At 73.3% G+C, this 13050-nt stretch carries 10 protein-coding genes and 1 pseudogene; 9 read left to right on the top strand and 2 right to left on the bottom strand.

What is annotated here, in order from left to right; translation table 11 throughout:
• Positions 1-35: 35 nt before the first annotated feature.
• From ACTWP5_RS26655 to ACTWP5_RS26630, 6 genes and pseudogenes are all read left to right on the top strand, one after another.
• Positions 36-956 (top strand): annotated as a pseudogene (locus tag ACTWP5_RS26655) (hydroxymethylglutaryl-CoA lyase); the annotation flags it as partial.
• A 211-nt stretch (positions 957-1167) separates the two neighbouring features.
• Positions 1168-2334, top strand: coding sequence for an acyl-CoA dehydrogenase family protein (locus ACTWP5_RS26650; protein ID WP_443223680.1), 1167 nt, complete (start codon positions 1168-1170; stop codon positions 2332-2334).
• A gap of 31 nt (positions 2335-2365) precedes the next feature.
• A complete protein-coding gene (locus ACTWP5_RS26645) occupies positions 2366-3262 on the top strand; it encodes a class I SAM-dependent methyltransferase (protein WP_443223679.1) in 897 nt (298 codons plus the stop codon).
• Positions 3263-3511: 249 nt separating this feature from the next.
• Positions 3512-5116 carry a flavin monoamine oxidase family protein gene (locus tag ACTWP5_RS26640; protein WP_443223678.1) on the top strand — a complete coding sequence of 535 codons (1605 nt, stop codon included), beginning with the start codon at positions 3512-3514 and terminating at the stop codon, positions 5114-5116.
• Entirely contained in the window at positions 5113-5931 is an 819-nt protein-coding gene (locus ACTWP5_RS26635) for a Rid family hydrolase (protein ID WP_443223677.1), read from the top strand. Before ACTWP5_RS26640 ends, ACTWP5_RS26635 begins: the two co-directional genes overlap by 4 nt.
• A 145-nt stretch (positions 5932-6076) precedes the next feature.
• Positions 6077-9358 (top strand): amidohydrolase family protein, encoded by a 3282-nt coding sequence (locus ACTWP5_RS26630; protein ID WP_443223676.1) that lies wholly within the window; start codon positions 6077-6079, stop codon positions 9356-9358.
• A 9-nt stretch (positions 9359-9367) separates the two neighbouring features.
• Here the strand turns inward: ACTWP5_RS26630 and ACTWP5_RS26625 are convergent, their stop codons facing one another.
• Complete coding sequence (locus tag ACTWP5_RS26625; protein ID WP_443223675.1) at positions 9368-10171, bottom strand: TetR/AcrR family transcriptional regulator; 804 nt, start codon at positions 10169-10171, stop codon at positions 9368-9370.
• 105 nt (positions 10172-10276) lie between these two features.
• On the opposite strand from ACTWP5_RS26625, the gene ACTWP5_RS26620 reads away from it, so the two are divergent.
• The gene (locus ACTWP5_RS26620) at positions 10277-11191 is read left to right on the top strand and encodes an alpha/beta fold hydrolase (protein WP_443223674.1); all 915 of its coding nucleotides are present in this window, start codon (positions 10277-10279) and stop codon (positions 11189-11191) included.
• A gap of 19 nt (positions 11192-11210) precedes the next feature.
• Here ACTWP5_RS26620 and ACTWP5_RS26615 read toward each other — a convergent pair whose 3' ends face one another.
• Positions 11211-11642, bottom strand: coding sequence for an ATP-binding protein (locus ACTWP5_RS26615; protein ID WP_443223673.1), 432 nt, complete (start codon positions 11640-11642; stop codon positions 11211-11213).
• 215 nt (positions 11643-11857) lie between these two features.
• Here ACTWP5_RS26615 and ACTWP5_RS26610 point away from each other — a divergent pair, with 215 nt between their 5' ends.
• Both ACTWP5_RS26610 and ACTWP5_RS26605 read left to right on the top strand, forming a co-directional pair.
• The gene (locus ACTWP5_RS26610; protein ID WP_443223672.1) at positions 11858-12760 is read left to right on the top strand and encodes a helix-turn-helix domain-containing protein; all 903 of its coding nucleotides are present in this window, start codon (positions 11858-11860) and stop codon (positions 12758-12760) included.
• On the top strand, positions 12747-12944 hold the full coding sequence (locus tag ACTWP5_RS26605; RefSeq protein WP_443223671.1) for a DUF397 domain-containing protein: 198 nt from the start codon (positions 12747-12749) through the stop codon (positions 12942-12944). Before ACTWP5_RS26610 ends, ACTWP5_RS26605 begins: the two co-directional genes overlap by 14 nt.
• Positions 12945-13050: the final 106 nt, after the last annotated feature.

Genomic DNA, 13050 nt, shown 5'->3' with positions numbered 1-13050 from the left:
GGCCGTCGGCCGGCCCGTCGGCCGGGCCGCTGCCCATGCGGTTCCCGGCGGAGGGGCTGCCCTCGCGCGTCCGTATCCACGAGGTCGGCCCGCGCGACGGCCTGCAGAACGAGCCGGCCCTCGTCCCGGTGGAGGTCAAGGCGGAGTTCATCCACCGCCTGGCCGACGCCGGGCTGACCACCATCGAGGCCACCAGCTTCGTCCACCCCCGCCGGGTGCCGCAGCTCGCCGACGCCGACGCCCTCCTCCCGCTCCTGTCCGACCTCGCGGCGGACCACCGCCTGCCCGTCCTGGTGCCGAACGAGCGTGGCCTGGACCGCGCGTTGGATCTCGGGGCACGCGAGATCGCCGTGTTCGCCAGCGTCACCGAGTCCTTCGCGCGGGCCAACCTGGGCCGCACGGTCGACGAGTCGCTCGCCCTGTTCGCGCCGGTGGCGTCGCGGGCCGCGGATGCGGGCGTCCCCGTCCGCGGGTACCTCTCGATGTGCTTCGGCGACCCCTGGGAGGGAGCGGTCCCCGTCGAGCGGGTCGTCACCGTCGCGCGCCGGCTGCGCGAGCTGGGCTGCCGCGAGCTCAGCCTCGGCGACACCATCGGCGTCGCCACCCCCGGACACGTCACGGCGCTGCTCAGGGCGCTGAACGACGCGGGAATCCCCACCGAGGACCTCGCGGTCCACTTCCACGACACCTACGGGCAGGCACTGGCGAACACCCTCGCCGCACTCCGGCACGGCGTCACCATCATCGACGCCTCCGCCGGCGGGCTCGGTGGCTGTCCCTTCGCGAAGAGCGCCACGGGCAACCTCGCCACCGAGGACCTGCTGTGGCTGCTGCGCGGCCTCGGCATCGAGACGGGCGTGGACCTCGGCCGGCTCGTCGAGACCAGCGCCTGGCTGGCCGCCCGGCTCGGCCGGCCCAGCCCCTCGCGCGCCGTGCGCGCGCTGACCGGGGGCGCGGGCGACCTCACCCCACCGGACGGCGGCACGGCCGGTGGCACGGCCGGTGGCACGGAAGGCCACACGGGAGGCAGCACGGCCGGTGGCACGGAAGGCCGGACGGCGTCGCGCCGTGTGGACAGCAGCACGGAACCCGAGACGGATCCTCACCCGGACTCCCACAAGGAGTCCTCGCATGAGTCCCCGCACGAGTCCCACAAGGAGACCTGACATGCCCCTGGACCACCACCTGAGCCCGGAGCACGAGGAGCTGCGCCGCACGGTGGAGGCGTTCGCCCGCGAGGTGATCGCCCCTGTCATCGGCGACTACTACGAGCGCCACGCCTTCCCGTACGAGGTCGTCCGCGAGATGGGCAAGCTGGGCCTGTTCGGCCTGCCCTTCCCCGAGGAGCACGGCGGCATGGGCGGCGACTTCCTCGCCCTGTGCCTCGCGATCGAGGAGGTCGCCCGCGTCGACTCCTCCCTGGCCGTCACCCTGGAGGCGGGCGTGGGGCTCGGCGCCATGCCGATCCTCCGCTTCGGCACCGAGGAGCAGCAGAAGCGCTGGCTGCCCAAGCTGTGCGCGGGCGAGGCGCTGGCCGCCTTCGGGCTGACCGAGCCCGAGTCGGGCTCCGACGCCGGAGGGCTCAGCACCACCGCCGTCCGCGACGGCGACGAGTGGGTGATCAACGGCACGAAGTGCTTCATCACCAACTCGGGCACCGACATCACCTCCCTCGTGACGGTGGCCGCCGTGACCGGCCGCCGGGAGGACGGCGCGCCGATCATCTCCACGATCATCGTGCCGGTGCCCACCCCGGGCCTGACCATCGCTCCCGCGTACTCCAAGGTGGGCTGGAGCGCCTCCGACACGCACGAGCTGTCCTTCTCCGACGTCCGCGTCCCCGCCGACCACCTGCTGGGCGAGGAGGGCCGCGGGTACGCGCAGTTCCTGTCGGTACTGGACGAGGGCCGCGTCGCGATCGCGGCGCTCGGCACGGGTCTCGCGCAGGGGTGCCTGGACGAGTCCCTGCGGTACGCCGCCACGCGCACGGCGTTCGGCCGTCCGATCGGGAACAACCAGGCGATCCAGTTCAAGCTCGCCGACATGGAGATGCGTGCCCACACCTCCCGCCTGGCCTGGCGCGACGCCGCCGCGCGGATGCTCGCCGGCGAGCCGTTCAAGCGGCAGGCGGCGATCGCGAAGCTGTACTCCTCCGACGCGGCCGTCACGAACGCCCGCGAGGCCACGCAGATCCACGGCGGGTACGGCTTCATGAACGAGTACCCGGTGGCGCGGATGTGGCGGGACGCGAAGATCCTGGAGATCGGCGAGGGCACCAGCGAGGTCCAGCGGATGCTGATCGCCCGTGACCTGGGGCTGCCCGGCACGTTCTAACTCCCGACGGGCCGACGAGGGACGGAGCAGGATGGACGACAGTGGCGTCGGCGACGCCTACCGCGCCGAGACGAACGTGCTCCTCCGCCTGTTCCGCCCCCTGGGGTGGGGCGCCCTGGTCAACTGCGGGTACTACACCTGGCCGACGCTGCCCGCCCTCGTGGGCGGGCTGGCGTTCTTCCAACGCCGCCTCGTCGACCGCTCCCTCGCCCTGCTGGAGACGGCCCCGGGCCACCGGGTGCTCGACGCCTGCTGCGGGCGCGGGTACACCACGGCCCGCCTGGGCAGCGTGGGCTGCCAGGCCCTGGGCCTGGACCTGAGCGAGGGACAGATCGGCGAGGCCCGCGAGCGCTTCGGCGGGCAGCCGAACACCGCCTTCGCCGTCGGTGACGCCACGGCGCTGCCCGGCCAGGCGGCCGGCCACGCGCTTGCCGACGGCTCGTTGGACCGTGTCCACTGCCTGGAGGCCGCGTTCCACTTCGGCCCCGAGGGTCGGCGGGCCTTCCTGGCCGAGGCCCACCGCGTGCTGCGCCCCGGCGGCCGGCTGGTCCTGGTGGACTTCACCTGGCTCACGCCGGACCCCGGCGAGATCGACGCTCTGGACGCCGAGCGGCGTGTCCGTGACACCTGGCGGTTCGAGGAGCTGGAGCCGCGTGAGCGGTACGTGGCCCTGGCCGAGGCGGCCGGCTTCCGCCCGGTCCGCGTCCTCGACTGGACCCGGCGGGTCAGCGAGCCCTTCGCCCGCCTCGGCGTGGCGCTGTCGCGGGTGGCCGCGTCCGGTGCCGGCAGGGCCGCGCTGCGCCTGCGCTGGTCCGGCCTGCGCGAGCTCACCGAGCACGACTGGCACGAGATCGACCTGTCGATCCAGGCCCATCGCAGCGTGAGCAGATCCACCACGTACACGGCCCTGGTCCTCGACAAGCCGTAACGCCGTCCCTTCCCCGGGCGGCCCGGCTCCGCCGTCTCTGACGCGGATGCGTCAACGGAACCTCCATGCCACGCGGGCGTAACAGTCCTGCCCGAGCCTCGTGGTGATCACCTCATCGCCCCCATCCGTGGCCTGTGACCACCCTGCTGATGCAAGGTCACATGTCACACCTCCCGCACGGTCGGGTCGATCCGAACACGCAACACGTGGCTCCGGCACAGCCGGAAGCCACGAGCAAGGAGGGCACACATGGTGGTGGACACCACCCGCCGCGGCTTCCTGCGATCCGTCGGGGTCGCGGGCGGAGCCGGAGCCCTGTACTCAGCGATGGGCGCGCTCGGCCTCGCCCCCGTCCCCGACGCCCGCGCCGAACAGTTCCGGCCGCCCCAGCGCGGCGACTTCGCGCTCACCGGCCGCGCCAGGAAGCGGGTCCTCGTCCTCGGCGCCGGCATCGCCGGCCTCGCGACCGCCTACGAACTGGGCAAGGCCGGATACGACTGCACCATCCTGGAGGCCAAGGACCGCCCCGGCGGCCGCAACTGGACCGTGCGCGGCGGCACCACCCTCACCGACCTCGACGGCCGCACCCAGACCGCGCGCTTCTCCCGCGGCGAGTACATGAACGCCGGCCCCGCCCGCATACCCCAGTCCCACGTCACGCTGGAGTACTGCCGCGAACTCGGCGTTCCCGTCGAGGTCTTCGCCAACCAGAACGCGAACGCCTACATCCACCACGAGGAGTCCCCCGGCTCCCTCGCCGGCCAGCCCGTCCGCTGGCGCACCGCCAAGGCCGACGTCTACGGCTACGTCTCCGAACTCCTCGCCAAGGCCACCGACCAGGGCGCCCTCGACGCCCGCCTCACCGCCGACGACAAGGAGCGCCTGCTCGCCTTCCTCCAGAACTTCGGCGCCATCAAGGGCCGCGCCGACGGCTGGGCCTACACCGGCACCAGCCGGCGTGGGTACGCGGTGGAGCCGGGCGCCGCCTTCGAGGCCGGCACCGTCCTCGGCCCGCCGCCGTCCCTCTCCGACGTCCTGGCCAGCGGCCTCGGCACGCGGTTCTCGTTCGAGTTCGGATACGACCAGGCGATGCAGATGTTCCAGCCGGTCGGCGGCATGGACGCGATCCCGTACGCCCTGGCCGAGGCCGTCGGCCGCCGCCGGATCGTCTACGGCGCCGAGGTCACCGCGCTCACCAACCGCGACGACGGGGCCGAGGTGACGTGGCGCGACGCCCGCGGCCGGACCACGACCGAACGCGCCGACTTCGTCGTCGCCGCGACCCCGCCGATGGTGCTGGCCCGGATGGACCACAACCTCGGCGCGGACGTCACGGCGGCCCTGCGGTACGCCTCCCCCGTCTCCGTCGGCAAGATCGGGCTGGAGTACCGACGTCGCTGGTGGGAGACGGACGAGCACATCTACGGCGGCATCACCCCGACCGACACCGACCTCGCCACCATCTGGTACCCCTCCCACGGGTACCACGGCCAACGCGGCACCGTCATCGGCTACTACAACTTCGGCGCCGACGCCGTCGCCTACTCCGAGCTCCCGCACGCCGAGCGCGAGGCGCGCGCCCTGAGCCGCGGCGTCACCATCCACGGCGAGAAGTACCGCTCCGAACTGAGGTCCTCGTTCTCCGTCGCCTGGCACCGCACCCCGCACATCGAGGCCGGCTGGGTGGGCTGGGCCTCGCAGACCGGCCCCGAGTACCGGCTGCTCAACGAGCCCGCTGGGCACGTCTACTTCGCGGGTGACTGGCTCAGCCACGTCATCGCCTGGCAGCACGGGGCGTTCACCTCCGCCCGCAAGGTCGTGATGGACATCCACGAGAGAGTGATGGCCGAGTGACGAGCACGAGCAACGACACCGCCGGCAACGACACCACGAGCAGCGACACCACGAGCAGCGACACCACGAGCAGCGACACCACGAGCAGCGACACCACGAGCAGCGACACCACGAGCAGCGACACCACGAGCAGTCACGGCACGAGCAGCGGGAGGACGAGGACGAGGATGAGCAGGAGGACGAGGACCCTGACGACGCTCGGGGCGGTCGGCGCGCTGCTGGCCGGCGGCACCGCCGTCGCCGAGGCCGGTGGCTGGTGGTCGCCCCGCCCCAACGAGGTGCGGGTCATGCTCCCCGAGGGCAACAGCAACCCCGCCATCGCCAACGGTGTGGCCCTCGGCGACAACGTCGCCACCTACGTCAGCAGCGGCCTCGGCCCCACCGCCCTCAACCCCGACGCCCCGGCGGGCTCTCCCGAGAGCTACACCGACCCCACCCTCACCGAGGGGAAGGAGGGCGTCACCGTCACCGAGGCGCAGGCGCTGGTGGTGCTGCGCAACATCCTCACCAACCTCCAGGCCGCCGGGCTCCAGCCCGACGACGTCATCACGATGAAGTGCTACCTGGTGGCGCCGCCCGGCGCGGAGCTCGCCGACTACGCCGGCTGGAACCGCGCCTACCGCCAGTTCTTCGCCAACGTCGACCTCGCCACGCACGAGGTGGTCGAGGTCCCGATGGGCACCTCCGCCCCCGCCGCGCCCCTCGTCCCCAACGCCGCCCGCCCCGCCCGCGCCACGCTGGAGATCCCCTCCCTCGCGGTCCCCGGCTGGCTCGTCGAGGTGGAGGTGACGGCGGCCTACCCCAAGCGCCGATGAGCTCCTGAGCTCCTGAGCCCCTGAGCTCCTGACGACCGCTCCCTCGGGGGCGAGGCCGGCGCACCCCACCGCCGGCTTCGACCCCCGCCCCCGCTCCCCACAGCCCACACCTCACGACCCCGCACACGCTGACACTGGAGAAAGCTTGAACACCGACCTCTCCCGTCGCGCCCTCCTCCAGGCCACGGCCGCCACGGCGGCCGTGACCGCCGCCACCGCCGCCGCCGTCCCCGCCGCGTCCGCCGCGCCCGCGTCCACCCCCCTCTCCCCACTCCTCTCCCGGCCCCTGTCCCCTCCCTCACCCCCGTCGACGGTCTCCCTCACCCTCACCGCCGCCACCAACGGCGCCGCCACGCTCTCCCCGGCCGACGGAGCCCTCGTCGCCGAGGTCCAGAACGTGCTGTGGTCGATCCCGCGCGACGGCGGCCGGGCCACGCCGTTGACGCCGCCCGAGTTGGAGCCCACCCGCCCCACCTTCTCGCCCGACGGCCGGACCCTCGCCGTCTGCGCCTACCACGGCGGCGGCTACCACATCTGGACCCTCCGCCCCGACGGCAGCGAACTGCGCCAGCTCACCGACGGACCGTTCGACGACCGCGCCCCCGCGTGGTCACCCGACGGCACCCGCATCGCGTTCGCCTCGGAACGCGGCGGCGACACCGTCGCGGGCAGCCCGTACCGCGTGTGGGTCCTCGACCTCGGTACCGGGGATCTCACCCCCGTCACGGGCCTGCCCGGCCAGGACGGCCCTCTCCAGGAGGGCCACTGGGAGGACTTCGACCCCACCTGGTCCCCCGACGGCCGGCGCCTGACCTTCGTCCGCGCCGCCCTGACGACCACGGGCACCCCCACCCTCCAGGCACGCACGATCGCCTCCGTCGCCGCCGACGGCACGGGCCCGGTCGTCGCGGAGCTCACCGACACCGGCCCCGCGGGCGCCCAGGTGATGACGCCGAGCCTCTCGCCCGCCGGCCGCCTCGCCTACCTCCGCACCACGCCCGCGCCCACGGCCACCTGCACGCTCGTCGTGGACGGCACCCCGGTCCCGCTCGACGGCGACGTGATGCCCGCCCCGCCCCGGTGGGTCTCCCCGGACGAGCTCCTCGTCTCCGTCGACGGCCACTTCCGGCTCCTCCGCCCCGAGGCGCCCGCCGAGGCGAGCCAGATCGGCTTCTCCGCCACCCTCCCCGTCGCCCGGCCCCGGTACCGGATCAAGCGCTACGACCTCGACGACGGAGGGGGCCGGCGCACGGTCCGCACCCCGCACCTCCCCGCCCTCTCCCCGGACGGGCGCCAGGTGGCGTTCGTCGCCCTCAACGCCCTGTGGACCGCGCCCGTCTCCGGCCGTGGCGCGCCCCGCAGGCTGCTCCGGTCGGCCCCGACCCGCTACCTCCTCTCCCCGTCGTGGACGCCCGACGGTCGTGGCCTGGTCTACGCCCACGACCCCGCCCCCGACGGCCTTCTGGCCATCCACCGCCTCGACCTCGCCACCGGCGAGACCACGACCCTCGCGAGCGGCGGCCGGGTCTTCCCCGCCCTCTCCCCGGACGGCACCCGGCTCGCCTGTCTCGACATGTCCGGCAACCTCCTCCTCACCGACCTCGCCAGCGGCGAGGAACGGGTGCTGGCCCCGCCCGTCGGCGGCAACGGCCTGCCCGGCGCCCCCAGCTGGTCACCGGACGGCCGCCACATCGCGCTCGCCGACAGGAACCGCCTCAACCAGCGCTTCCGCGAGGGGTACAACCTCATACGCGTCGTCGACGCCTCGACGGGCGCGGACGCCCTCCACCCCATCGCCCCCCACACCTCCCTCTCCGACCGCTACGCCGCGGGCCCCGCGTGGTCGCCCGACGGCGCCTGGCTGGCCGTCGTCGCCGAGTCGGCCCTCTGGCTCGTGCCGGTCGACGCGGACGGCACCCCGACGGGAGCCGCCCGCCAGCTCACCGACGAGGCGGCCGACCACCCCTCCTGGTCGGGCGACGCCGGCACCCTCCTGTACCTGTCCGCCGGCACCCTGCGCACCCTCCGCGTACGGGACGGGGAGGGCGGCACCCCCCGGACCGTCCCGCTCTCCCTCGGCTACCGCCGCCCCCGCGCCATGGACACGGTCGTCCACGCCGGCCGGCTCTGGGACGGCACCGGCGAGGCCGTCCTCGACGACGTCGACCTCGTCGTGCGCGACGGCCGCGTCGCCGCCGTCGAGCCGCACCGCCCCGGCCGCCGGGCCGCCCGACGCGTCGACGCCTCCGACCACACGGTCATCCCGGGCCTGTGGGACGCGCACACCCACCCCTACCAGTCCTACTACGGCGGCCGGCAGACCACCCTCCAGCTCGCCTACGGCATCACCACCGCCGTCTCCCTCGGCGGCTTCGCCCACGAGCAGGCGCGCATCCGCGACGACGTCGCGTCCGGCGAGCTCGCCGGCCCGCGCCTGCTGGCCACCGGCGAACTGCTCGACGGACCCCGCGTCGCGTACAGCATGGGCCGCGCCCACGCCACCCGCGAGGGGGTGCGGCGCTCCCTCGACCGCGCCGAGGGGCTCGACTGGGACTTCGTCAAGACCTACGTCCGCGCCCCGGGCTGGCTGATGGCCGAGGCCGCCGAGCGCGCCCACCGGCTGGGGGTCCGCAGCGGCAGCCACCTGTGCACCCCCGGCGTCCAGCTCGGGCAGGACCTGACGACCCACCTCCAGGCGACGCAGCGCGGCGAGTTCGGGCGCGCGACCACGGCGGCGGGCCACGCCTACGCCGACCTCGTCGAGATCTACTCCGCCGCCGGCGCCGGTTTCCACCTCGTCGCCACCCCGTTCACCGCCCTCCCCCTCATCGGAGCCGACCCGGCCCTCGCCGACGATCCCCGCGTCACCACCCTCATGGCCCCGTGGGACGTCCCCACGGTGGTCGACCGTGCCGCGCGGCCACCCTCGGCCGACGAACTCGCCACGCTCGACCGGGAGACCGGGATCTACCGGCGCGTCCTCGACGCGGGCGGCCTCGTCGCCCTCGGCACCGACCAGCCCCTCGTCCCCATCGGCCTCCACCTCCACCTGGCGCTGCGCGCCCTCCACCGCGCCGGCCTCACACCAGCCGAGGCCCTGCGCACGGCCACGCTCCTGCCCGCCCGCGTCTTCGGCGCCGACGGCGATCTCGGCACGCTCGTCGAGGGCAAGCTCGCCGACGCCACGATCGTCGCCGGAGACCCCTTCGACGACTTCGACACCCTCGTCAACACCACCGCCGTGCTGCGCGGCGGCGTCCCCTTCCACCAGGCCGAACTGCTCGACGCCTACGCGGGCGCCGAGACCTTCGCCGGCACCGACGCCGACGCCGAGGCCGAGCGCGAGGCGTCGCGGTGGCGCGAGGTCGGCCGTCTCATGCGCCGGGGCGGCTGCTGCGACCCCGGCCACGGCCACCCCGACCACTGAGGCGCCGCCTCACGCGCCGCCGCCCTCGGCCCTGAGCAGCCCCGTCAGAACGCGCGTGACGATGCGGTCGAACAGCCCCTCGGCCGCGTCGTCACGCCCGCTGCCACGCCCGCTGTCACGCCCGCCGTCGTGATCCTCGACGGGATCCGGCCGCGCGAGGGCGGCGGCGAGGTGCGGGTGGCCGCCGGCGACCGCGACCCGGGTCAGGTACTCCTGCTGCGCCCGCTGCCACTGCTGGAGGCTCCCGCCCGCCCGGGTCTGGGTGACCTCCGCCCGGCTCAGCGAGGCGACGACCGCGTTCATCACCCCGATCGCCTCCATCTTGGTCCGCGAGCCGAGGTCCAGGGGGGCCATCGCGGCGAGCGCGTGCTCCAGGTACGTGACCGCGTGGGGCCCGAGAGGGCTGCCCGACGCGGTCGCGTCCAGCAGCCAGGGGTGGCGCAGGTAGACCCCCCTGCTCTCGCGCGCGAGGACGAGGAGGTCCGCGAGCCACCGGCCGGTGCCGAGCCCGCCGTAGGACATCTCGCCGTTGACCCGGTCGATCATCAGCTCAAGGAGCTCGTCGCGGGTGGTCACGTAGCGGTAGAGGGAGGCGGGGGCGGAGCCGAGGGACCGCGCCACGGCCCGCATGGTGACGGCGGCGAGCCCTCGCGCGTCGGCCAGCGCGACGCCGGCCGAGGCGAGCCGGTCACGGTCGAACGCCGGTGCCGGCCCTCGGCCGGAGCGTTCGGGGCGCAGCCAGATGCTGGTGGCCGCCCCCTCGGGGGAGTCGACCCCCGCCTCGTTCCCCGCGTTCTCCGGTTCGCCGCCCATCAGACCCTCCCGTCGCCCCGTCCGCCCAACTCTGCGAACGACGTATGCAGTACTCTAGTCGACAGCTACTGCGAACGGTGATCGCAGAAAGGAAAGGGGATCGCGATGGAAGCCACATCCGAGCGCTGGACACCGACCCGCCACGCGCGCAACGGCGAGGTGGACCTGGCCTTCGACGTGCTGGACGGCTCGCGCGGAGAGCCGTTGCTGCTGATCATGGGCCTGGCCACCGCCCGCTTCTGGTGGCCGGCCGGCCTGTGCGACGCGTTCGCCGCCGCCGGCTTCACCGTCGCCCGCTACGACCAGCGCGACGCCGGCGAGTCCACCCGCATGCCGGACACCTCGACCGGCAACCCCTTCTCCGCCCTCTTCCGCCGACGCGGCGACGCCTACACCTCCGAGGACATGACCGACGACGCCGTCGCCGTCCTCGACGCCCTCGGCTGGCAGCGCGCCCACGTCTTCGGCCACTCCCTCGGCGGCGTCATCGCCCAGCGCCTCGCCCTGCGCCACCCCGACCGCGTCCTCACCGTCACCTCCTCGGCCGCCCTGCCGAGCGACGCCGCCGCCGGTTTGAAGGTCCTGCGGTACCTCCGCTTCGGCCTGCTGTCCAAGCTCGCCCGCGCCCGCTTCCCCGAGGGGCGCGAGGGCGACATCGAGGCCTCGCTCGCGGTCTGGCGCGGCATCGCCTCGCCCGGGTACCCGTTCGACGAGGCCGCCGCCCGCGCCTGGGTCGAGGCCGAGGTCGACAGCGGGCCGCGCGACAGGAAGGCCCAGAGCCGCCAGATCGGCGCCCAGTGGCGTGGTCCCTCCCTGCGCGCGCTCCGCCACCCCACGCTCGTCCTCCACGGCGAGCAGGACCCGATCCTGCGCGTCGCCGCCGCCCACGCGACGGCCCGCACCGTCCCCGGCGCCCGCCTCCGCACCCTGCCGGGCGTCGGCCACGACCTTCCCGAGGCCCTGTGGCCCACCATCGCCGCCGAGGTCGCCGACCTGGCCGCCTCGGCGGCGCCCTCCTGACGGACGGCCCGGCGCGCCGCTACGCCTGCCGCCGCAGCTCGAACCACACGGACTTCCCGAACGGCGCGTCCCCACCGCACAGATGCCAGTCCCACCGCGAGGCGAGCATGCCCAGCATCAGCAGCCCGCGCCCGTGGTCCGCGCAGAGCGCGAGCGCCGGATCGACGGGGGTGGGCGGGAGGGGGGTCGGGTCGCCGTCGTAGACCTCGACGTGGACGCGGACGGGCTCGACGGTCGTCGTGAGCGAGACGGAGGCGGACGCGGTGTGCCGGTAGGCGTTGCTGACCAACTCGGAGACCAGCAGCTTCGCGACGTCGACGGACACGGGGGTGCGCAGGTGCCGGAGCAGGGCGGCCACGTGGTCCCGGCAGAGCTTGGAGGCGTCGGCGGTGTTGGGTGCGACGAAGCGGTAGCAGCGAACCTCGCGAACGCCGGGTGCGGTGAGGGACACGGGTCATCCCCTTCTCTGGTGCGTCTCGACTGCAACGTCGATCCGGGTCAACTGAGCTGCTGTGAGTGGGGCTTCAGCTGTTCCAGGAGCGTGTCCTTCAGGCTAGCGATGACGTATAGCGAGCTCTACTATGCTTTCGGGAACGCACCCTGATCGAGTGAACCTTGCCCCCCGGGGTGGACGCGCGAGGTTTCCCTCGGCTAGAGAAGCTGCGCATGGGACTTCGAGCCAGACCAACCCAGCGTCAACGCCGACTCGGCGCCGAACTACGCAAGTTGCGCGAGAGCGCTGGTCTTTCGGCAAGCGAAGCTGGTACTCGAATCGGCCTCGGCCGGGCTTACATGAGTCATATCGAAACGGGACGGGCTGGCATCAGTGAGGAGAGACTTCGGATCCTGGTCGAGAGCTACGGGGTAACTCGCGCTGACCTGATCGACAATCTGGTAGAGCTCGCTCTACTCCGGGGGAGCGGTTGGTGGACGCAGTACGCCGACACGGCCGACGACTCGGCTCGGGACCTCGCGGAGTTGGAAGCCGCAGCCGTGTCCTATCGATCGTTCCAGTGGGTGTACGTTCCGGGTCTCCTCCAGACCTCCGCCTACACGCGTGCCCTCTTCGAGAGTGGTGAGCCCGGCGTTCCCGCCGCGCGCATCGAGCGGTCCATCGAGTTTCGCGGTCGGCGGCAGCAGGTCCTGCACCGTGATCCGCCGCCGCGCTTCCACGCGCTCATCCACGAGGCGACGTTCCACATGCACTTCGTCCCTCGTGAGGTGATGCTCGGGCAGTTGGAGTACCTGGTCGAGCTTTCGGGTCTTCCCCACGTCACGATCCAACTGCTCCCCTTCCGGGCGCCGTCGTATCCAGCCACCTCGACCTCTCCGTTCGTCATCTTCGACGAGAGGTCGCCCGAGCTGCGGACGCTCTACTTCGAGCACCCCGTGACGTCGTCGTTCATCGGTGATCCGTCCCAGATCGCACAATTTTCGGCAGCGTTCGATCGTTTGAGTAAAGTTGCGCTGTCGCCGCTGAAACCTGGCGAGGACGATTCGCGCAGCTCCATGCGGCTTCTCCAACACCTGCGATACGTCCTGGAAGAGATGCCCCATGTCGGACCTTGAATGGCAGAAGTCGTCGCTGAGCAGCGGCAACCTCAACGGTGACTGCGTGGAGTTGGCCGCCGCCCCTCAGGGAGCCGTGTGGCTCCGCGAGAGCGACGCCCCGGCCGTCGTGCTCATAACCAGCCGCCCGCGTCTGGCCGCCCTGCTCGCCCACGTGAAGGCCGCGCGGCTGCCCCGTACGTAGCGCTGCCAGCCGGCGGCAGAAATCGCCCGTTCGGCGACCGAAACTGAACTACTCCGTGTCATTCCGCGTGACCCACCATGAAAGCTGTTGCGTCGTCAACCAACGT

The organism is Streptomyces sp. 4N509B, assembly GCF_052245655.1.
Classification (GTDB): Bacteria; Actinomycetota; Actinomycetes; order Streptomycetales; family Streptomycetaceae; genus Streptomyces.
This window is presented reverse-complemented; position numbering and strand designations above follow the sequence as displayed.

Excerpts from the sequence above, each read along its gene's own strand:
- ACTWP5_RS26650 (WP_443223680.1), top strand. The coding sequence starts at position 1,168 with ATGCCCCTGGACCACCACCTGAGCCCGGAGCACGAGGAGCTGCGCCGC.
- ACTWP5_RS26645 (WP_443223679.1), top strand. The coding sequence starts at position 2,366 with ATGGACGACAGTGGCGTCGGCGACGCCTACCGCGCCGAGACGAACGTG.
- ACTWP5_RS26640 (WP_443223678.1), top strand. The coding sequence starts at position 3,512 with ATGGTGGTGGACACCACCCGCCGCGGCTTCCTGCGATCCGTCGGGGTC.
- ACTWP5_RS26625 (WP_443223675.1), bottom strand. The coding sequence starts at position 10,171 with ATGGGCGGCGAACCGGAGAACGCGGGGAACGAGGCGGGGGTCGACTCC.
- ACTWP5_RS26620 (WP_443223674.1), top strand. The coding sequence starts at position 10,277 with ATGGAAGCCACATCCGAGCGCTGGACACCGACCCGCCACGCGCGCAAC.
- ACTWP5_RS26610 (WP_443223672.1), top strand. The coding sequence starts at position 11,858 with ATGGGACTTCGAGCCAGACCAACCCAGCGTCAACGCCGACTCGGCGCC.
- ACTWP5_RS26605 (WP_443223671.1), top strand. The coding sequence starts at position 12,747 with ATGTCGGACCTTGAATGGCAGAAGTCGTCGCTGAGCAGCGGCAACCTC.